We start from the raw sequence: 19,663 nt of genomic DNA on the forward strand, positions 1-19,663 counted from the left end.
TCAGATGTCTCGCTTGGCCTCGTTTCTGCCCATATGGCTCCTTAATGGGTTTCGGGATCGATACAGGCCGTCCCGCACTGGATCAGAAAACGCGAAGGTCTTTCGCAATAGCCCTACTGGAAAGTAACGTGCGTCACAACAGCCCTGCCCTGCACGGAGAGGAGCTTCGCGCGATGCGGAGAGCCAATCCGGTGACGACCCTGCTGGCGACCGCCGCCGTCACCGCCTCCCTTTTGATCGTTCCGCCGGCCAACGCCGAGGAACCCCCACGCGCGGCCGCGTACGCCGCGGACGACTACTGCCTCGGGCAGTGCAACGACGTCCTGCCGCCCGGCAACAACGGCAACGCGACGCTGGCCGAGGTCCTCGCGCACAAGGCGTTCGGCACCAGGCCCGCGCATTCGGCGGACCAGCTCGGGAAATACGACGCCCTCGTCAACGGCTACGGCGGACTGACGAACTCGCAGCTGACGGACTTCTTCAACGACGCGTCGTTCGGCGTGCAGTCCGACCAGGTCGAGAGCACCATCAAGCCGCGGTCCGACGTGACGATCGTGCGCGACAAGAAGATCGGCATGCCGCACATCACCGGGACCACGCGGTCCGGCACGATGTTCGGCGCCGGTTTCGCGGCCGCGCAGGACCGCCTGTGGCTGATGGACGTCTTCCGCCACCTCGGGCGCGGCCAGCTGACCGGGTTCGCCGGTGGCGCGCCGGGCAACCGCGTGCTGGAGCAGAGCTTCTTCAACCAGATCCCCTACACCGAGGCGGACCTGCAGAAGCAGATCGACAGCGCGACGGCGAACGGCGGTGAGCGCGGCCGGCAGGCGCTGGCCGACGTCACCGACTACACCGCGGGCATCAACGCGTACATCACGCAGGCCATCGGCGCGCGGAACTTCCCCGGTGAGTACGTGCTGACCGGGCACGCCGACGCGATCACGAACTGGAACGACATCCAGCCGTTCAAGACGACCGACATGGTGGCGATCGCGTCCGTGGTCGGCGGCCTGTTCGGTGCCGGCGGTGGCGGCGAGGTCCAGTCGGCGCTGGTGAAACTGGCCGCGCAGAACAAGTACGGCGCTGCCACCGGTGAGCAGGTCTGGAAGGCGTTCCGGGCGCAGAACGACCCCGAAGCCGTGCTGACCCTCCACGACGGACAGTCGTTCCCGTACTCCGCCTCCCCCGCTTCGCCCCAGGGCGTGGCGCTTCCCGACGGTGGCGTCGTCACGCCGGAGCGCATGGTCTACGACGAGGTGGGCGGCACGGGTGCCTCCGTCGCCGTTCCCGCCGCCGAGGACGTGGCGAAGGCCCGGGGCATCTTCTCCGACGGCGTGCTGCCCGCCGACCTGCTGAACAAGAAGCACGGCATGTCGAACGCCCTCGCGGTGTCGGGTGCTCACACGGACAGCGGGAACCCGATCGCCGTGTGGGGGCCGCAGACCGGTTACTTCGCGCCGCAGCTGCTCCTGCTGCAGGAACTCAACGGCCCCGGCATCCGTTCGCGCGGCGTCTCGTTCGCAGGCGTCTCGATGTACGTGCAGCTCGGCCGGGGTGTCGACTACTCGTGGAGCGCCACCTCGTCGGGCCAGGACATCGTCGACACCTACGCCGTCGAGCTGTGCAACGCGGACGGTTCTCCTGCCACCAAGGCTTCGACGTCGTACCTGTTCCATGGCGCGTGTCTGCCGATGGAGCGCCTCGAGCGCAAGAACGCCTGGAAGCCCACCGTCGCGGACGGCACACCCGCCGGTTCGTACACGCTGGTCATGTACCGGACCAAGTACGGCCTGGTGACGAGCAGGGCGACCGTCGGCGGCAAGGTCGTGGCGTACACGACGTTGCGTTCGACGTACATGCACGAGGTCGACTCGATCATCGGCTTCCAGGAGCTCAACGATCCTTCGGCGATCCGCTCGGCCACCGACTTCCAGCGCGCGGCCAACAAGATCGGCTACGCGTTCAACTGGTTCTACGTGGACTCCCGCGACTCCGCGTACTTCAACTCGGGCCTGAACCCGGTCCGCCGTTCCACTGTGGACCCGAACCTGCCGACGTGGGGCCGGGCCGAGTACGAGTGGGTGAACTGGAACGGCGACGAGAACGTCGCCGACTACATGCCGTTCGCCGGGCACCCGAACTCGATCAACCAGGACTACTACGTGTCCTGGAACAACAAGCAGGCCAAGGACTTCACGTTCGGCGGGTTCGGCCACAGCGCCGTGCACCGCGGTGACCTGCTGGACGTCCGCGTGCGCGCTCTGATCGCTTCCGGCCAGAAGGTCACGCGTGCTTCTTTGACCCGAGTGATGGCCGAGGCGGCAGTGGCCGACCTGCGCGCCGAGCAGGTGCTGCCCGAGTTGCTGCGGGTGCTGGAGTCCGCTCCGGTCGACGCCGCCCTGGCCCCGGTCGTGCAGAAGCTGAAGGACTGGCAGCGCTCCGGCTCGTTGCGCAAGGAGACCGCGAAGGGCAGCAAGGCCTACGACCACGCCGAAGCCATCCGAATTCTCGATGCCTGGTGGCCCCTGCTCGTCGAGTCGCAGTTCAAGCCGTCGCTGGGTGACGGCCTGTACAACGCCCTGGTGGCAGCCCAGCAGGTGGACGAGGCCCCGTCCGACACGCACGGCGCCGCCCCGCACAAGGGTTCGTCGTTCCAGTACGGCTGGTGGGGTTACGTCGACAAGGACCTGCGCAAGGTCCTCGGCGACCCGGTCCAGGGCGCGTTCCCGCAGACCTACTGCGGTGGCGGCACCCTGTCCGGTTGCCGCACGGCTCTCGTCTCGTCCTTGCAGGCGGCCGTGGCGAAGCCGGCGAACGCCGTCTACCCAGGTGACGCGGACTGTGCCGCGGGCGACCAGTGGTGCGCGGACACGATCATCCACCGCGCCATGGGCGGCATCACCCAGGACAAGATCCACTGGCAGAACCGCCCGACGTACCAGCAGGTCGTGCAGTTCCCGTCCCGCCGGGGCCAGACCACCACCAACCTGGCAGCCGGCCGCACCACCACCGCGTCGTCCCACGAAAAGGGCTGGAACACCCTCCCGCCGTCGAACGCGGTGGACGGCAACCCGACGTCCCGCTGGGCCAGCGACTGGAGCGACAACCAGTGGATCCAGGTGGACCTTGGCTCTGTGCAACGAATCGGTCGCACGGTGTTGCGGTGGGAATCGGCCTTCGGCAGGGGATACCGCATCGAGATTTCCAATGACGGCACGAACTGGCGGAACGTTTTCTCCACAAGTAGTGGCGATGGCGGCGATGATGTCGTAGCGTTCACACCACAGGACGCGAGACACCTACGGCTGACGGGCACCCAACGGGCCAATCAGTACGGGTACTCCCTGTACGAGCTTGAGGTCTACGTTTCGTAGGCCTTCGAGATGAGGACGCCGATCCACCCCCAGGGGTCGGCGTCCTCTACTTATTTCAGCCGAGGTGTCGCGCGAGCTCGTCGGCGGCGTCGTCGTGACTGTAGCCCTTCATCAAGCGCTGGATCTGCTCGAACACGTCCCACCGGTTCTGCGGCTCGAGGCCCGGCATGGCCTCGCCCAGTGCGTCCGCCAACCGTCGTGCCCACGGTTGCTCCACTCGCTCGGCGTTGACGATCCCGATCAACTGTTTGAAGACACCTTCCTTGTGAAGCGCGTCTTCCACGTTGTACCCGGTGCGACGCAGCCACCAGAGCACGGCGTGCGGCAGATCGGAGAGAACGTTTTCACGCAGGTGGGCGATTTCCGCCAGTTCGGCGACACGTTCCCTTCTCTGTTGCAACAATGCCGCACTGTGCTCGGTGAGCTCGACGTGCACGTTCTCCGTCCCGACCCACATCGCGCTGTTGGGCGCGATCGGTCTCGGGTGGCCGAGTTCGGCGGCCAGCACGTGCTGCATCATGTCGCTGCTCACGCCTTCGGCTCGTGCGAGAGGGGCCGCGCGATCCCGTAGGGCGACGGCGGCGATCGAGGCCGGAGCCGGATGCGTGCCCTGGTTGCCCTCGGTCCACCAGACGATCGTCCACTCCGCACGCCACTCGACGCCAGGTTCGGCGCCCTGGAGCACACCCGACCACTGTTCGCGCTGGTAGATGCGCGGTGCGGCCAGCGACTGAGGGCCACGCTGCAGGTTCTGCCACCAGTTCATCGCCGCACCACCGGGTGCTGGGCGTCGATGAGCCTTCTCAGTTCGGCGTGCACTTCTTCGCGTCCTTCCGGTTGATCGCGCTTCCACAGGTCCACCGCCATGCCCAGCAGGTTGAGTGCGTTGACGTCATTGCCCGCGGCTTCCACCAGCAGGGAGAACGGCACCGCCCTCACCTCGCGATCAACGCCGGACGCAGCGGAGAACCAGTCCTTCAGGCCTTCCACGACGCCCATGTGGTTGGAACTGCGCAGAATCGCCCCCCAAGCAGCGAAGCCGGAGGCGCCACGCAGGTGGAACCTGCGGCCGGGCAGGGTCATCTCCCGCACGACGATCGCCGCGGCCGCCCACTGGCCACCGGTGCTGGTGCGAAGCCACTCGACCATCCGCCCGAGGACGACGTCCGCCTTCCCCTGCTCCGTCGCCAGCACGAGCAACGCATCCTCGACTCTGCGCACCACCTCCGCTCTGGCATGACCGGTCAGGTGCCCGAGCCTGGTCAGCGCGAGCTGCGTGTGCACTTTGCCGAACTGCGCCGCGCAGACCTCGACGATCGCACGGGCCAGTGGCACCGGAAGCTCGGGATCCTTCGCCCACCAGTACATCCGGCGACGCACCTCGACCGTGGTGCGCTCGTCCACTGCCGCCTCGTCGAGCAGGCCGGCGGCCAGCGCGATGTTGTGCTGGACCCACCTCCGCACAGCCGTGAGCAGTGGCTTCGCGTCGCTCGTGTCGGTGCAGAGGGCCAGCAGCCTGGCCGCGATCTCCTGGCGGGTCTGCGGGTCCAGACGAGCCTGATCGTCGAACGCCACCGCGACGATCCAGTCGCTGAGGTGGTCGCGCAGCTGCGGAAAGCCGCGCCACACGTGGTTCAGGACCGACGTGTCGTAGTCGCGGCGGGTGAACTTGGTGCGGTCCAGGAAGGTCGCCGTGTGGGCGATCTTTCCGAGTCTGCGGACGAATCCCTCGCTCGCCAACACCTGACTCGGCTCGTCCTCCAGGTGGTTCGTGAGGTCGAGCAGAATCCGTTCGGCGCGGTAGATCGACTCGTGCCGGCCGTTGTTCACCAGTGCCAGTGCTAGCAGCGCGCTGCGCTCTCTCGCTTTGGCACCGTCGAACTCTTTCGAGAGGGTCTTCGCGTACTTGTGGAACGCCTCGAACGCCTCCCTGATCGAATCGCCCAGGGGCGCGTCACGCCGCGCCCGCAGCACAAGTTCGGCGAAATGCGCGACATCAGCAGGGCGCGCGCCATCAGCCAGGTCGAGCCAGTCCGAGTCAGCCAACAACGTGCAGAGCTGGTCGCCCGGCAGGTCGTGGCGCAGGTGAGCCTGGAGCACCTCCTCCAGCCACGGCGAGGGCAGTTTCCTGCGCAGGTGACCGTACCTGTGCAGGAATTCCTCACTTTCGTTGCCGGACAACAGGACCACGACGTGCCCGCGTGGCACCTGCTCGCTGAGGAACCCGCCGATCTGGGCCTCGACGGGGCGGGTGTCCTCGGCGGTGCGGAAGTCGATGAGCACCAGCGCGTCCTCGGACACCCGGCGCAACCTGAGTTCGGTGTCCTGCTCGACCTCGACGTGTTCGACCGTGCGCGCCTCGTTGTGGACGTCGTGCAACAAGCACAACGCCGCCGTCCGCGCGCCACCGTCCGCCGTGAGCGCCAGGAACTTGTTGACTCGCAGGGACTCCACGGCGACATGGAAGTCGAGCGGCTCAGCGAACCGTTCTCGTTGCCAGGTCAGGGTGGTCGGCAGGATCTGGTCTCCGAACACCTGCCGCACGAGACCGTGACCAGCGCTGATGGTGATGATGTCGCGCCCGGCGATGGTGTTGTGGCGGCCGTCGACCTCGATCGAGGGCATCACGACCGCCTGCCCCTGACGTCCCGCCCGGCGACCGTGTTGCTGTTGCCACGCACGCTGATCCGGTTCGACTGGTCGCGGTGGTCCTGCGTCAGGTGCCCGATGCTGCCCGCCTGCACGACATGACCCGAGTTGTTGCCGGAGAACTCGTTGTGGATGCCCTGAACCCTCTTCTCGTCCTTCTCCTCGCTTCCCTTCACCTCGTCCTCCTGGCTGAACCCGCGGGACAGCAGGTCGCCGGACGGCTTGGGCACGTGCAGGTACGCGTCGCCGCAGAACTGCTTCACCGACACCGAAGTCCGCACGTAGTCGCTCGATGCTTTGGTGGCATGCCCACCCAGCACGACGTCCTCGTGCACGCGGTCCGAAATGATGGCGGCGACGAAGGTGATGTCGGGGTCCGAGAGTTCGAGCAGCCGGCGCACCTCGGCGGCGTCTACCAGCCGATGCGCCGCCACGCGGCTGTCCCCGCACCCGTCGCCGAGACGAGGGGAGTCCGACTCGTACAACGGCCCCACGGTGATCGCGGCACGCAGACGCAGCCTGGACTTCCGGTCACCGGAACGCAGAATCCGGTCGTAGTAAGCGAGTTCGGTCTGCAGCGCGTTGAGGAACGGCCCGATCAGCAGCGGCAGCGACTCGGGCCGGAACCCCACCGCGTACCCGTCACCCGTGCTGTCCGGGAAGCGCCGTTCCTCCCACACGTCGGCGCGCCCCGCACGTTCGAACGCCCGGTGCAGCAGCTCGGGGATGATCTCGGTGAACTCGCGCTGCTGTGCGGCGGTGTGACCGCTGTAGTTCTCCATGTCCACCACGAGCACCGCGCGGTAGGGCGGCAGTTCTTCGACCGGCTCAGTCATGCCGATGACGGTGTCAGCCCACCGCCGGCCGTGCTGCGCACCAAATACCACCCGCGAAGTGACTCAGGTCACTCAGCGAGGCAGATCGGGTTGGTCGAGGCCAGGTAGTTCTGGTCACACAGTTGCACGAGCACCTTGGCGACCGCGTTGCGAGACAGGCCGAGCGACTCAGCGAGCTTCGACTGCGACAGCGGGATGGTCAGCGGCTTCGGGTGATCGGTCTCGGCGAGCCGCGCGATGCGTTCGAGCACGTCCCGCACCCGCGCCTCCGTGCCGCGGGAGGAAACCTCGGTCACCGTCTCCCGCAACTTGGCGACGACGTACTGACCGAGCTGATCGCCGACCTTGTGCCGTTCGAGCACTCGCTTGAAAGCCGCCCGCGAGAGGCTGAACGCGACGCAGGACTCCATCGCGACCACGGTGGCCGACCGCGTGCCGCCGTCCTGCGCGGACATCTCGCCGAGCACGTCACCGGAGCCGCGCACCGCCACGAGCAGCGTCGAGTTCAGCACCCGGACACGTCCCCGCTGCAACACCAGCAGCGATGTGTCCGGCGCCCCCTCGACGAGCAACGTCTCGTTGGCCTTGAAATCCCGTCTGATCCCGGTGCCGCGCAACTCGTTCCACACCACCACGGGCACCAACGCCCGAAACCCTCGCACGACTCCTCTTTACTCAAACGAGTGTCATGCCGCAATCGCCTAAACGCGGAAGAGGTAGTTCCGGACCTCGCCCCCGATGTCGCCGGTCGGCACCCACGCACCGCCGTGCCACGTGGTCATGCGGTACCCGCGCTCGGTGAGGAAGTCGGCGACGTCCTTCGCGTGGTACCCGAACCGCTCGACGTGCCGTTCCTCGATCTCGAGCAGGAACGCCGGCTTGAGCCGCTCGATGGTCTCCACAGCCCCTTCGAGGACCCTGAGCTCGGCCCCCTCGACGTCGGCCTTGACGAAGTCGAGCCGGGTGATCCCCTGCTCCTCGACGAAGTGGTCGAGCGTGTCCGTCTTGACCAGTACGTCCAGGTGCTGGTCGAACTCCTCGTTGGACCCGAGCCCGTTGGCCCCCACCGTGAGGAACGACCGCCCGGTCACCGGACTCCCGTGCCGCACCGGCACGGACATGACCTCACGCCCCTGCTTCTCAGCGCCAAGAGCCACCGAGTGCCGCTTGATGTTGGCCCCTTCACGCGGCCGCAGCACGTACGACAGGGCGGGGTGCGCGAACACCAGCGGCTCGACGCTGTACACAGTCCCTTGTGGACCGACCAGTCTCGACAGGGTCACCGTGTAGAGCCCCAGCGCGGCCCCGACGTCGATGCAGACGTCCCCAGGCTTGACGACCTTGCGAAGCCCGATCAGCTCTGCCTCGGCATAGGGCGTGAGCCGGGCGAGGGCCTGCAACCCGGCGACAACAGCGGCACTGCGAAGTTGGGTCAACACCCCGGTCAGCCTAGACGTGCCCGTTGTTGCGTTGTTCCCCCGCGGGCAACCCGACCTGGTCAGCGAACTCGGCGGCCACCCGAGCCCCACCGTAGACGCTCAGCGCCTTCACCAGGTGCAGCCGCAGGTCCTGCCGATGGGCGTCCCCGAGCTCAGGCATGGCCCGCTCCACACTGCTGACCAACGACTCGGCCCAGTTCGTGGCCGGCTCCCGCTGCGCGAGCTTCACGAGCTCAGCGAGGTGATCAGCCAGCTTGACCGCCTCAGCGACCTGATACCCGTTGCGCTGCAACCACCAGATCGTCGCCGTGCCGACGTCCGTCAGCACCTCGTCCCGCAGATACCGGATCTCAGCCCGCTCGACGTCCCGTTCAGCCAGCTTGAACGTGGAGTTCCGCAACAGCTCGACGTGCTTCCGAGCCATCTCCAGGTCCTCGTCCCCAACAGTGATCTTCACCTGCTCGGCCCGCGCCCAGACATGCGTGCCGGGTACCTGCCGTTCGGTGGCGAGCTCATCCCCCAACTGCACCTGCAGGGCAGCGTGATGAATCAACATCGCCTTCGAACTGATCTCCTTGGCCCGCTGCAACACGTGATGGATAGCCGCACTGCGCGGCGAGTTGTGCCGCAACCCGGTAGCCAGATCAAGCCGCCACACCACGGTGAACTTGAAGTGGAAGTCCAACCCGTACACCGCACTGGCCAACGGCGTCTCGAACTCCTGCTGATGACTGCTGGCCGGCGGCACGAACGTGATGTCGTCAACGCGCCTGGGCACCCTCCGGCGCCACCAGGCCTTGAAGGAACCAAGCGGGCCAGGACGGAAGTCGGGCCAAGGTCTGCTCACGCCCCCTCCCTACCTGACGTTTGTGCCCGGCAGAAGGTGGCCTGCCTCACTTCCCTCCAACGGCCGCACGGCGCTTTGGGTGCTCCTCACGGTGCGTGAGCGAGGTGCCTGTCCGCGGTAGGCGGGGGCTCTGGTCAACTCGGTGGCGGCACCCCGGTAGACTGCTGTCGCCAGCCCTAGTAGCTCAGGGGATAGAGCATCGGTTTCCTAAACCGTGTGTCGCAGGTTCGAATCCTGCCTGGGGCACCACCTTTCGCCGGGTGAAATCAGGGCCTGACATGCTGAAACGCTGTCGGGCCCTGATCTTTTCGGTTTGGTGCGAGTTCATAGACTCGGGAGGTGTCCGCCAGCGATCGACTGCCTTTGGTGCCGCCCGCCGAGTACGGCGACACCTGGGGGATGCTCGAGCAGGTGCGGCTGAGGTCTGGAATGTGGGTCCGCGAGCGCCAACTTCGCGATTTGCAGGCGACCCTCCTGGGCTACGGCATCGCACTGGAAGTCCATGGCATCGACGAACCGTTTCCGTTCTACCCAGGCGGTCACTTCGCGGCGTGGCTGCATGAGCGGTTCGGCTGGGGCATGTCTTGTGGGTGGGCGGGTGCCATCGAGGAGATCTCCGGCACGGAGGACCCGCTCGACCTCTTCTTCCGGCTCGCGGACGAGTACCGAGGTCACCTGCCGGCGCGGACGTGACTGATGTACGGCTCGTACGCCGACAGGTCGCGCAACGGCTCGTACCTGCTCAGGTAGTAGTAGTCGGCGATGATGTTGGCCTGCTGCTCGGTGTTGAAGTCGGCGAACGTCTTCCCGTGCAGGCCTTCGATGCCGCCGTAGTCGTAGAGCCCCTTCGCGAAGAAGCCGGCGATGGCCGTCGGCAGGAGGCTCAGGACGCTGCGGCCGTGTTGGTACTGGTAGGCGTGCGTTAGTTCGTGGACCAGCCAGCGTTCGTAGCGGGCCTGGTGTTGTGGCGTGGTCAGGACGCCCTTGGGGAAGGTGACCAGGCGCGGGAGGGTTCGGGCCACGCCGAAGCTGCCGAGTACGCCGCCTTCGGCGAGGGTCAGGGCGCTGATGTCCAGGGCGTCGCCGAACACCTCTCGGGCTATCGAGGCTTCGTGTGACTCCAGGTTGCGGCGGAACACAGGTCGGAACACCACGGTGGCTCCCCTGCTCTGGCTTCGGGCTGTCGGTGTCGAACAAGGATGTCACGGGCCGCTCGCCGAAGTCCTGTTTGGACACAGAGGTTCTTCGAGAAGCTCAGGACGGCGCGCTGATCGACGAGATCACCCTGCGACGCCCGTGAGCCGGTAACGGATCTCCTTCAACTCTGCCCCGCCGATGGTCTCGGTCTTGACCGTGCCATCGGCGCGGAACCCGAGCCGCTCGTAGAAACGCCGCGCCCGCGGGTTCTCGTCGAACACCCACAGCACCATGTCCTGCTCCGCACCGAGTGCCGCACGTGCCAGCTCGTACCCCAGCGGAGTGCCCCACGCCGAGGGCAGCACGTAGAGCGCATAGAGCTGGAACGCCGCATCGGGCTCGCTGGACGGGCCGACGGCGCAGAACCCGGCCACGGCGTCGTCGACGAGCCCGACCCAGACCCCACCGCGTGGGATGCCCCGTTCCCACATCGACTCGCGCTCCTGCACGGAGAGCTCGTCCAGCACGGAATCCGGGACGAGACCGCGGTAGGCGGACTGCCAGGTCTGGACGTGCACCGACGCGACGGCGGGAGCGTCGGAGACTTCTGCGAGACGGACTGTCATGGCTGCCCCCACTGGCATGATCGAACGCATGCGGATCATCGTCGACGCGGACCCCGGCATCGATGATGCCCTCGCTTTGTACTACCTGCGTGCACAGCCAGAAACCGAAATAGTCGCCATCGGCACGGTCCACGGCAACGTGCCGGTCGAGCAGGCCACGGCCAACGCGTTGAGGCTCGTCGAACGCCTGAACCTCGATGTCCCCGTGGCCATGGGCGCGGCGAAACCGCTCGCTCAGCCGCTCATGACCGCGGAGAGCGTGCACGGTGAGGACGGCCTCGGCGGTCATGCGGGAGGCGAGCCCACCACGTCGCCCACCGGGGAGAGCGCCGCCGAGCAACTGGCGAACCTGGCACGAGAGAGTCCGGGGGAACTGAGCCTCCTCGCGATCGGGCCGCTCACGAACGTCGCTCTCGCCCTGCAGATCGAGCCACGCCTGCCGGCGTTGCTGGACAAGGTCGTGGTCATGGGCGGCGCGCTCAACGTGCCCGGCAACATCACCTCCCACGCCGAGGCCAACTTCTGGCACGACCCGGAGGCGGCCGATCTGGTCCTCGCCGCCGGCTTCGACGACCTCACGATCGTCGGTCTCGACGTCACCATGGAGGGCCACGCGTCGCAGGAATGGCTCGACGCGCTCCCCGACGACTGCTTCCCGAGGCGGATCCTCGGCTTCTACGCCGACTTCTACGGCAGCTTCCTCGGCAAGAAGGGCTTCGTCCCGCACGACCCGCTCGCCGCGGCGATCCTCTGCGACCCCGGCCTCGCCACCTGCCACGAGGACCGGTTCGCGATCGAGCTCACCGGTCGCTACACGCGCGGCAAGATCGTCGCCGACCAACGGTTCCTCGCCCCGGAAAGCCCGTTCGGGCGTGACATCGCCACCGAACGCACGAAGGCCAAGTACGCCGTCACGGCCGACAACGCCCGGTTCCTCGACCAGCTGAGGCACGCTGTGACACAACCATGACGAACCACCGACGGGACCTGGACAAAGAACGGGGACCGTGAGAAGCATGAACGTCCACTTGAAACGATGGCTCGCGGTCTCGGGGACCGCCTTGGTCATCGCGGCGGGCGTCGTGGCCGGGGGTTCCTACTGGCGGCTCGAGAGCAATCTCCAGACCGTCGATCTCGCCAAGGAGATCACCCACCCCAGGCCTCCGTCGACGCCTGGGCGCCCCCTCAACATCCTCCTCGTCGGCAAGGACGACGGGCGGTCCGACACGGCCATGGTGGTCCAGCTGAACGCGGCGGGCGACCAGGCCCGCGTGGTCAGCATCCCGCGCGACACGATGGTGCCCAGGCCTCGGTGCGGGGCCAGCCCGCCGGTCGCGATCGCCATGTTCAACAGCGCCTTCTCCACCGGTGGGGCCGCGTGCACCGTGGCGACGGTCGAGCAGATGAGCGGCATCCGGATCGACCACTTCGTGCAGATCGACTTCAACGGGTTCCGCGACCTCATCGACCGGCTCGGCGGCATCGACGTCACGATGCCCGAGGCGATCGACGACGAGAAGAGCGGGCTGCACGTGCCGGCCGGGCCCACGAAACTCGACGGAACGCAGGCGCTCGCATTCGTGCGCACCCGCTACAGCATCGGTGACGGCAGCGACCTGAACCGCATCAAGAACCAACAGCTGTTCATGCGGGCGTTGAGCGAGAAAATGGCGAACGAGAACTGGCTCGCCAGCCCGGCGAAAACGCTCGAGCTCGCCGACGTCCTCACGAAGTCCATCGTCACGGACACCGGAATCGGCTCGATTCCGAAACTGGCAGATCTCGCGGGAAAACTCACCGCGTTGAAACCGGAGTCCATCGCCTACGTGACGCTTCCGACCGAGACCTACCTCCCCGACCCGAACCGGGTCCAGCCGAAGCAACCCGAGGCGGACGCGCTCTGGCAGGCGGCCTGATCTAGCTGACGGCGCCTTGCCACTCGCCGGGAAGCGGACCCGAGGGCCACGGCTGAGGAGACCCCCGGTACTCCTCAGCCGTGGACGTTCCGCCCCAGTCGGCCACTCTCACGTCGACGATCTCCCCCCGCTCGTGAAGGACTTGGAGTCGAGGTTGTCGGACCACCTCGTTATGGTGGTTCTCTGACTGCCTGTGCGGTGCGTTCGCCGCAGCTCAGACGGGCGGTCCTCGTTTTCCGGTCCGGACGGGGAGGAGGCCGGTTGGGACCCCGTGGCGTCTTCGCGGAGCGCTTCGCGCTGCTCTACGCGGAGGCAGGCGACCCTCCCCTGAAGAGGGTCACGGAATCGGTCGCCCGTGCCCGCCGATCGGACGAGCAGGGCAGGCCGCTGCGGGTGCCCGCCCAGCGGGTCAGCGACTGGCGGCGGGGGCGCAACGTGCCCGCCAGGTTCAGCGGGCTGAACGCGGTCCTCGAGGTCCTCGTCGGCGAGGCCCGCAAGCGCAGGCCACAGCCGGCGATCGAGGGCCTGTACGAGCTCGACGTGTGGCGCGCCCTCTGGGAGGCGGCGCTGGCGAGCCCCGTCACGGAATCGGACACACCCCCTCAGGAAGACGACTCCGTCTGCCCGTACATGGGTCTGAGCGCATTCGGGCCGCAGGACGCGAATTGGTTCTTCGGCCGGGAAATGGCGACGAACGCACTTTTGCACCGGCTGAACGACAACGGCATCACGATGCTCGTGGGCGCGTCCGGCGCCGGCAAGTCCAGTTTGATGAAAGCGGGCGTGCTGCCCAGGCTCGGCAAAGAGACCATCGTCCTTTCTCCTGGCACCGACCCGCTGAAGGAGTTCGCACTCCAGGTGCCGGAGCTGGTCCACGCGCTGGAGTCGGCGGCCGCCGAGGACGTGCAGGTCGACCTGTCGCACGAGGTGCAGCTCGCGGTCGGCGACCGGGTGGTGGTCGTCGACCAGTTCGAGGAGGCGTTCACCCTCGGCGGCGACGAGAACCGGTTGCGGATCTTCGTGCAGGCCCTGCACGCGGCGGCGGAGAAGAGCGTGGTCGTGCTCGGCGTGCGGGCCGACTTCTACGCCCGCTGCCTCGACTTCCCCGAGCTCGCCGAGGCCCTGCAGAGCAGGCAGATGGTGCTCGGCGCGATGTCCGCCGCCGAGGTGCGCGACGCCGTCACGAACCCGGCCAAGGCCGTCGGCCTGCAACTGGAGGCCGGTCTGGTCGACCTCGTGCTGCGCGACCTGGGCACGCACAACCGCCGCGGCAAGGACGCCTACGACGCAGGCGCGCTCCCCCTGCTCAGCCACGCACTGCTGGTCACGTGGCAACGCAGGCAGGCCGGGCGCCTCACGATCGCCGGCTACCGGGCGGCCGGCGGCATCCAGGGCGCCGTCGCCACCACCGCCGAACGCGCCTGGTCAGACCTCGACGAACCGGCCAGGGCCGCCGCGAGGCAGCTGCTCCTGCGCCTGGTCAGGGTCGGCGACGACACGCAGGACACCCGCCGCCGCTCCAGCCGCCGCAGCCTCCTCGAAGCCGGCACGAACCTCCCCGCCGCGGAACGCGCGCTGGAAGTCCTCACGCAGGCCCGCCTGATCACCACGGACGCCGACTCGGTCGAGATCACGCACGAGGCGTTGCTGCAGGCCTGGCCCCGGTTGCGCAGCTGGATCGACGAGGACCGGGCGGGCAACCTCACCCGGCAACGGCTCGAGGAGGACGCGGCCACGTGGTCCGCGCACGACCACGACTCGTCACTGCTCTATCGCGGCGCACGGCTGGAGGGAGTGCGGCAGCAGCGGGACGTCACCACGATCGCCAAGGAGTTCGTCCGCACGTCCGAACGCCAGCACCGCAAGACCGTCTGGCTGCGCAGGTCGGCGGTCGCGCTGGTGGCGGTGTTCGCGCTGATCGCGGCCGGCGCGGCCGTCATAGCGGTGAACCAGCGCGACGACGCCCAGTTCCGCCAGGTCGTCGCCGAGGCCGACCGGCTGACCGCGAGCGACCCGTCGCTGTCCGCCCAGTTCCTGATGGTCGCGCACCGCATGCGCCCGGCCGACCGGAGTGTGGCCGCGAAGCTGCTCGCCACCCAGCAGGTCCCGCTGGCCGTGCCGCTCGTCGGGCACACCGGCGCCGTCTACCTGACGACGTTCAGCCCGGACGGCTCGCTGCTCGCCACCGCCAGCTACGACCGCACCGCACGCCTGTGGGACGTCCGGGACCGCAGTCGCCCCAGAGAGGTCGCGGTGATCTCCGGGCACCGGAACTGGCTGAGCTCAGCGGTGTTCTCGCCCGACGGCAAGGTGCTCGCGACCACCGGCCAGGACGCGACGATCCGCCTCTGGGACGTGACGAACCCGAGTTCCCCCAGGGCGTTGAAGACGATCGAGACCGGCAACGGCCCCTCGTACCTGCTGGAGTTCAGCCCGGACGGCACGCTGCTCGCCGCGGCGAACGAGGACCGCTCGGCGATGCTGTGGGACGTCCGCGACCCGGCGAACCCCGCACCATCCGGCGAGCCGATGCGCGAGCACGCCGCCTCGGTCCGTTCGCTCGCGTTCAGCCCGGACGGCAGGACCCTGGCCACCGCCGGCGACGACCAGACGATCCGGCTGTGGGACGTCGCCACGAGAACGAGCGTCGGCAAGCCGATGACGGGCCACACGCTCGGCATCCACAGCGTGGCGTTCAGCGGCGACGGCAAGCTGCTCGCGAGTGGCGCCGACGACAAGCTGGTGCGGCTGTGGGACCCGGCCACGCAGCAACCGGTGGGTCAGCCGCTCGTCGGCCACACCGGACCGGTGTGGTCGGTGAAGTTCAGCCCGGACGGCCGCACGCTCGCCTCTGGCGCGTCCGATGCCACCGCGCGGCTGTGGAGCCTGACCGACCCGGCCGCGCCGACCCCTCTCGGCCGCCCGCTCGCCGCACGGGGCGCCGGCGTGTTCGCGGTCGGTTTCAGCCCGGACGGCGACTCGCTCGTGACCGGTTCCCTGGAGAACGCCGTGAACCTGTGGTCGTTGCCGCAGGCGATGCTCCTCGGCCACTCCTCACAGGTGACCACACCGTCGTTCAGCCCGGACGGCAAGATCGTCGCGACCGGCTCCGGCGACCGGACCGTGCGGCTGTGGAACGTCTCGGACCCGCAGCACCCCAAGCAGATCGGGCAACCGCTGCTGGGGCACGAACGTTCGGTCAGCAGGCCGCGGTTCCGCCAGGACGGCAAGGTGCTGGCCACCGCGGCCGGCGACAAGACGGTGCGGCTGTGGGACGTGGCCGATCCGGAGCATCCCGAACCGCTGGGCGAGCCACTCGTGCTGTCCAACCGGTTCTCGGCGTGGGCGGTGTTCCGACCGGACGGCCAGGTGCTGCTGACCAGCAACACCGACGAGTCGGTGCGGCTGTGGGACGTGCGCGACCCTGCGCGGCCCGTACCGCTCGGTGTGCCGCTGACCGGTCACGACGCCTACGTCAACGACGTCGAGTTCAGCCCGGACGGCCGCACGGTCGCCACGGCGAGCAGCGACAAGACGGTCCGGCTCTGGGACGTGGGCGATCCGGCGCGGCCGCGGCAACTGGGAGAGCCGATCAAGGCGCCGCAGGTCGTGGGGCAGGCGATCTTCACCCCGGACGGGCACACGCTCATCACCTCGGGCCAGGACAAGGTGATCCGGCTCTACGACGTGCGCGACCGCGAGCACCCGGCGCTGATCAGCGAGTTGTCCGGGCACACGGGCTCGATCAGTGCGGTCTCGATCAGCGCGGACGGCAGGACGCTGGTGAGCAGCAGCGCCGACAAGACGTTCCGGCTGTGGAACGTCGAGGACCCGGCCAACCCGGCGGACCTGGGCCTGCAGATCGCGGGCGACTGGGCGGCGGAACCGCTGGCCCAGTTCGCGCCGCGGGGCGAGGTGCTCGCGACCGGCAACGCGGACGGCATCGTGCGGCTGTGGGACCTCGACGTCGAGCACGCGATCAGCCGGATCTGCACGGCCACCCGCGGCGTGCTGACCCCGGCGCTGTGGCAGGAACGTCTGTCTCAGATGGACTTCCGGGATCCGTGCTGACCCTCACCGAGCAACTGCCTCACCGGCAGCACAGCATCGGTTACTGTCCGCTCCATGCGTCTTCTTGCTCGGGTCGGCAGCTTGCGCGCGATCGTCGCGGTGACCGTCGGGTTCATCGCCCTCAACATGGTTCTGGTGGTGCTGGGCAACGTCACGGACTACGGCACGAACGAGGCGTTCGTGCGGCACGTCCTGGCGATGGACACCACGTTCGGCACGGAACTGAGGTGGCGGGCGATCACGAGCCCGGCCGTCGTCACCATCGTCTACGTCGCGATCATCCTGTGGGAGGCGGTCTCCGCGGTGCTGCTGACCGCCGGCACCGTCGCCTACCTGCGGGACAAGGAGGACAGCGCGCGCAAGTTCGCGTCCGCCGGTCTCCTGATGGTCGTGGCGTTGTTCCTCGGCGGCTTCATCACCATCGGCGGCGAGTGGTTCGCGATGTGGCAGTCGAAGGACTGGAACGGCATCGGCGCGGCCCTGCGCATGGTGACCATCGCGGGCTTCGCGCTGATCCTCGTGCACCTCAACCCTCGTCGGGCCACTCCGTAGTCGGCTCCACGCAGAACACCGGCCCGACACCCGCGTCGGCGCCGAGCTCACCCCACCAGTCGCGCTGCTCGGCGTCCTCGATCGAGTCGACCACGACCATCCCACCGGCCTGGTGCACGAACCCGATGAGGTCGCTGAGCACGTGCGACACCAGCTCGTCCGGCTTCTGGCACCGCCCCTTCACCCGCACGGCCCGCACGCCGAGCGAGCGCACGAGCTCGATCTCCGTGGTGGAGCCCTGGAAGTCGCGCGCCCCGATGTGGATGCCCATGTCGGCCAGCAGGTCGAGGTTGTCGGCGGCCTCGCTGTCCTCGGACGCGAGCACGTGCACGGGGAAGCCCAGCAACAACCGCCCGGCCTGCAACCCGGTGTCCGCCAGCACGCGCCGCACGTCCCGAACCAGGTCCGGGCTGTTCGCCATGCTCTCGGTCAGGCAGACCGCGAGCATCTCGTCGTAGCGGCACGCGGTCTCGGCGGCCGTCCGCAACATCCACTCGCCGAGGGGCAGCATCAGGCCGGTGTGCTCGGCCATCGACGCGCACTTCTCGTGCTGGATCAGTCCGACGTCCCGATGCCGCCAGTTCAGCTCGGCCTCGACGCACACCCGCGTCGTCCCGTCGAGCTTCATGACGGGGTTGAACACGACCTCGATCTCGCCGCTCTCCCACGCCCCGGGCATCACCGCGGCCAGCGCAAGATCTTCTTGCTCCCGCTTGTCCTGCGTGGCGTCGTGCAGCCCCCACTGCCGCCGCCCGACGCGCTTGGCCCGCCGCAACGTCATGTCGGAGGCGCGCAACACCTCGGCGGGATGATCCCCGGGATGCAACCGCGGCAGCACCCCGATGGACGCCGACACCGCCACCCCGTGCTCACCGAAGTAGACGGGCTCGGCGAGCTCGTGCTCGATCATCCGGATCGTCGTGTCGACGTCCGGCGTGTCGATCCCGTTCTCCACCAGCACGGCGAACTCGTCACCTTCAAGCCGGGCGACCATCGCCTTCTCGGCGGAGAACACGGAACTGAGCCGCTCGGCGACGAGCTTCAGCACCTTGTCACCGATCTCGCGCCCGAGCCCGTCCGTGATGACCGCGAAGGCGTCGAGATCGAGGTGGTACAACGTGACCCCGTGCTCGATGTCGCTGTGCAGCAACGATTCCAGCCGAGTGGTGAGGTACTGCCGGTTCGGCAGCCCGGTCAACGCGTCGTGCAACGACTGGTACTGCAACCGCCCACCGAGCAACGTGAGCTGGCTGTCGTCGTCGATCATCACCACGTAGTGCCGCGGGTTGTCCTCGGCGTCCTTCTGCACGGTCGCCGCGAGCAACACCCGGAAGTGCTCACCGTCGCGATCGATGAGCCGAGGCCGTTCCTCGACCCGCCGCATCCGCCCGTACCGCAACCCGGCCAGCGCGTCGTTGATGAGCGGCAGATCAGCGGGCGCGATCAAATCGGTGAGCGTCATCCCGGCGACGTCGTCACGCCGGAGGATGGTGCACAACGCCTCGTTGGCCCGCGTCAGCTCCCCGTCGAGTTCAACGATCGCGATGCCGGTGGACGAGTGCGCGAAAATGTCCTCGAACCGCTCCTCGCTGGCCTGAAGATCCAGCTGCACAGCCCGATTCGCGCGTAACAAGGCCTGACTGATGCTTTCCTGCTGCTCCAGCACAAATGCCTGAATGGCCGCCGTATAAGCAGCAGACAGAGCACCGATCACCAACGAGGCCTGCCGGGCGTCCGCCTTCTCCTGCACGACGAACCGCGCGAGGACCTCGACGGACTCCCGCAAACTCTCAGCACCGACGCAGTGCATCTCAACGAGCCGAGTACCGACCCACGAGGCCACGTCGGGCTCCCCGACGAGCGCCTCGGCCACCACGTTGAGCAGCTCGTGCAGCTCTTCGGTCAGCTTCGCCGCAGACAGCGGCACATACGCGGTACGACTGATCTTGGCAGCCCAGTCGCGCGCCAGCTCGTCACGTCCCAGCGGACGTGACGGTCTCGCGTCGTCCTGGCTCGGCAACCGTTCCACCTGACCTGCTCGGCGAGCAACGGTGCGGAAGCCTACCGCCAGCAACCCACACCGTCCCAACGCGCGGAGACGTTCCCTCCAACGGGGTAATAGCGATCTCCGGGCGTTACAACAATTACTAGCTCGATCGGACCAATTTTCTCACGAAACACCCCAACCCTCGACCCCAGATCGACTGACAGGCGGC

The 19,663-nt window shown here is 67.9% G+C and carries 15 protein-coding genes and 1 tRNA gene; 7 read left to right on the plus strand and 9 right to left on the minus strand.

Going from position 1 to position 19,663, the window contains the following annotated elements; all coding sequences use genetic code 11:
- The first annotated feature begins 173 nt into the window (after positions 1–173).
- Complete coding sequence (locus DFR72_RS15665; RefSeq protein ID WP_090065454.1) at positions 174–3,374, plus strand: penicillin acylase family protein; 3,201 nt, start codon at positions 174–176, stop codon at positions 3,372–3,374.
- A gap of 55 nt (positions 3,375–3,429) precedes the next feature.
- On the opposite strand, the gene DFR72_RS15670 is transcribed toward DFR72_RS15665, so the two are convergent.
- The 6 genes from DFR72_RS15670 to DFR72_RS15695 all read right to left on the minus strand — a co-directional run bounded on the left by DFR72_RS15670 (position 3,430) and on the right by DFR72_RS15695 (position 9,076).
- Positions 3,430–4,140 (minus strand): hypothetical protein, encoded by a 711-nt coding sequence (locus DFR72_RS15670; RefSeq protein WP_090065453.1) that lies wholly within the window; start codon positions 4,138–4,140, stop codon positions 3,430–3,432.
- On the minus strand, positions 4,137–5,999 hold the full coding sequence (locus tag DFR72_RS15675) for a hypothetical protein (RefSeq protein ID WP_143086701.1): 1,863 nt from the start codon (positions 5,997–5,999) through the stop codon (positions 4,137–4,139). Before DFR72_RS15675 ends, DFR72_RS15670 begins: the two co-directional genes overlap by 4 nt.
- Positions 5,999–6,859 (minus strand): hypothetical protein, encoded by an 861-nt coding sequence (locus DFR72_RS15680; RefSeq protein WP_090065451.1) that lies wholly within the window; start codon positions 6,857–6,859, stop codon positions 5,999–6,001. The genes DFR72_RS15675 and DFR72_RS15680 overlap by 1 nt, the downstream gene beginning before the upstream one ends.
- Positions 6,860–6,927: 68 nt before the next feature.
- On the minus strand, positions 6,928–7,521 hold the full coding sequence (locus DFR72_RS15685) for a Crp/Fnr family transcriptional regulator (protein ID WP_090065450.1): 594 nt from the start codon (positions 7,519–7,521) through the stop codon (positions 6,928–6,930).
- A gap of 39 nt (positions 7,522–7,560) precedes the next feature.
- Positions 7,561–8,298 (minus strand): FkbM family methyltransferase, encoded by a 738-nt coding sequence (locus tag DFR72_RS15690; protein ID WP_170176280.1) that lies wholly within the window; start codon positions 8,296–8,298, stop codon positions 7,561–7,563.
- Positions 8,299–8,308: 10 nt separating this feature from the next.
- The gene (locus DFR72_RS15695; RefSeq protein WP_090065448.1) at positions 8,309–9,076 is read right to left on the minus strand and encodes a hypothetical protein; all 768 of its coding nucleotides are present in this window, start codon (positions 9,074–9,076) and stop codon (positions 8,309–8,311) included.
- A gap of 242 nt (positions 9,077–9,318) precedes the next feature.
- Here DFR72_RS15695 and DFR72_RS15700 point away from each other — a divergent pair.
- Positions 9,319–9,394, plus strand: a tRNA-Arg gene (locus DFR72_RS15700).
- Positions 9,395–9,484: 90 nt separating this feature from the next.
- Positions 9,485–9,838, plus strand: a complete 354-nt coding sequence (locus tag DFR72_RS15705) for a hypothetical protein (protein ID WP_211335436.1) — start codon at positions 9,485–9,487, stop codon at positions 9,836–9,838.
- Here the strand turns inward: DFR72_RS15705 and DFR72_RS15710 are convergent.
- A complete protein-coding gene (locus tag DFR72_RS15710) occupies positions 9,817–10,299 on the minus strand; it encodes a hypothetical protein (RefSeq protein ID WP_143086700.1) in 483 nt (160 codons plus the stop codon). The genes DFR72_RS15705 and DFR72_RS15710 overlap by 22 nt on opposite strands.
- A gap of 126 nt (positions 10,300–10,425) precedes the next feature.
- Positions 10,426–10,908, minus strand: a complete 483-nt coding sequence (locus tag DFR72_RS15715) for a GNAT family N-acetyltransferase (protein ID WP_090065446.1) — start codon at positions 10,906–10,908, stop codon at positions 10,426–10,428.
- On the opposite strand from DFR72_RS15715, the gene DFR72_RS15720 reads away from it, so the two are divergent.
- The 4 genes from DFR72_RS15720 (at position 10,907) to DFR72_RS15735 (ending at position 17,447) form a co-directional block, all read left to right on the plus strand.
- On the plus strand, positions 10,907–11,878 hold the full coding sequence (locus DFR72_RS15720) for a nucleoside hydrolase (protein ID WP_090065445.1): 972 nt from the start codon (positions 10,907–10,909) through the stop codon (positions 11,876–11,878). The two genes, DFR72_RS15715 and DFR72_RS15720, sit on opposite strands and share 2 nt — an antisense overlap.
- A 46-nt stretch (positions 11,879–11,924) precedes the next feature.
- Positions 11,925–12,824, plus strand: coding sequence for an LCP family protein (locus DFR72_RS15725; protein ID WP_090065444.1), 900 nt, complete (start codon positions 11,925–11,927; stop codon positions 12,822–12,824).
- Between the two features lie 261 nt (positions 12,825–13,085).
- Positions 13,086–16,895, plus strand: a complete 3,810-nt coding sequence (locus DFR72_RS15730; protein ID WP_090065443.1) for an nSTAND1 domain-containing NTPase — start codon at positions 13,086–13,088, stop codon at positions 16,893–16,895.
- A gap of 54 nt (positions 16,896–16,949) precedes the next feature.
- Complete coding sequence (locus tag DFR72_RS15735) at positions 16,950–17,447, plus strand: DUF2165 domain-containing protein (RefSeq protein ID WP_090065442.1); 498 nt, start codon at positions 16,950–16,952, stop codon at positions 17,445–17,447.
- Here DFR72_RS15735 and DFR72_RS15740 read toward each other — a convergent pair.
- Entirely contained in the window at positions 17,422–19,476 is a 2,055-nt protein-coding gene (locus DFR72_RS15740; protein WP_090065441.1) for a bifunctional diguanylate cyclase/phosphodiesterase, read from the minus strand. The genes DFR72_RS15735 and DFR72_RS15740 overlap by 26 nt on opposite strands.
- Positions 19,477–19,663: the final 187 nt, after the last annotated feature.

The organism is Lentzea flaviverrucosa (assembly GCF_003350445.1).
GTDB classification, from domain to species: Bacteria; Actinomycetota; Actinomycetes; order Mycobacteriales; family Pseudonocardiaceae; genus Lentzea; species Lentzea californiensis.

Bases quoted from the DNA above. Each gene is read 5' to 3' on its own strand.
- DFR72_RS15670 (WP_090065453.1), bottom strand. From the start codon at position 4,140: ATGAACTGGTGGCAGAACCTGCAGCGTGGCCCTCAGTCGCTGGCCGCA.
- DFR72_RS15715 (WP_090065446.1), bottom strand. From the start codon at position 10,908: ATGACAGTCCGTCTCGCAGAAGTCTCCGACGCTCCCGCCGTCGCGTCG.
- DFR72_RS15735 (WP_090065442.1), top strand. From the start codon at position 16,950: ATGCGTCTTCTTGCTCGGGTCGGCAGCTTGCGCGCGATCGTCGCGGTG.
- DFR72_RS15725 (WP_090065444.1), top strand. From the start codon at position 11,925: ATGAACGTCCACTTGAAACGATGGCTCGCGGTCTCGGGGACCGCCTTG.
- DFR72_RS15675 (WP_143086701.1), bottom strand. From the start codon at position 5,999: ATGCCCTCGATCGAGGTCGACGGCCGCCACAACACCATCGCCGGGCGC.
- DFR72_RS15665 (WP_090065454.1), top strand. From the start codon at position 174: ATGCGGAGAGCCAATCCGGTGACGACCCTGCTGGCGACCGCCGCCGTC.
- DFR72_RS15680 (WP_090065451.1), bottom strand. From the start codon at position 6,859: ATGACTGAGCCGGTCGAAGAACTGCCGCCCTACCGCGCGGTGCTCGTG.
- DFR72_RS15720 (WP_090065445.1), top strand. From the start codon at position 10,907: ATGGCTGCCCCCACTGGCATGATCGAACGCATGCGGATCATCGTCGAC.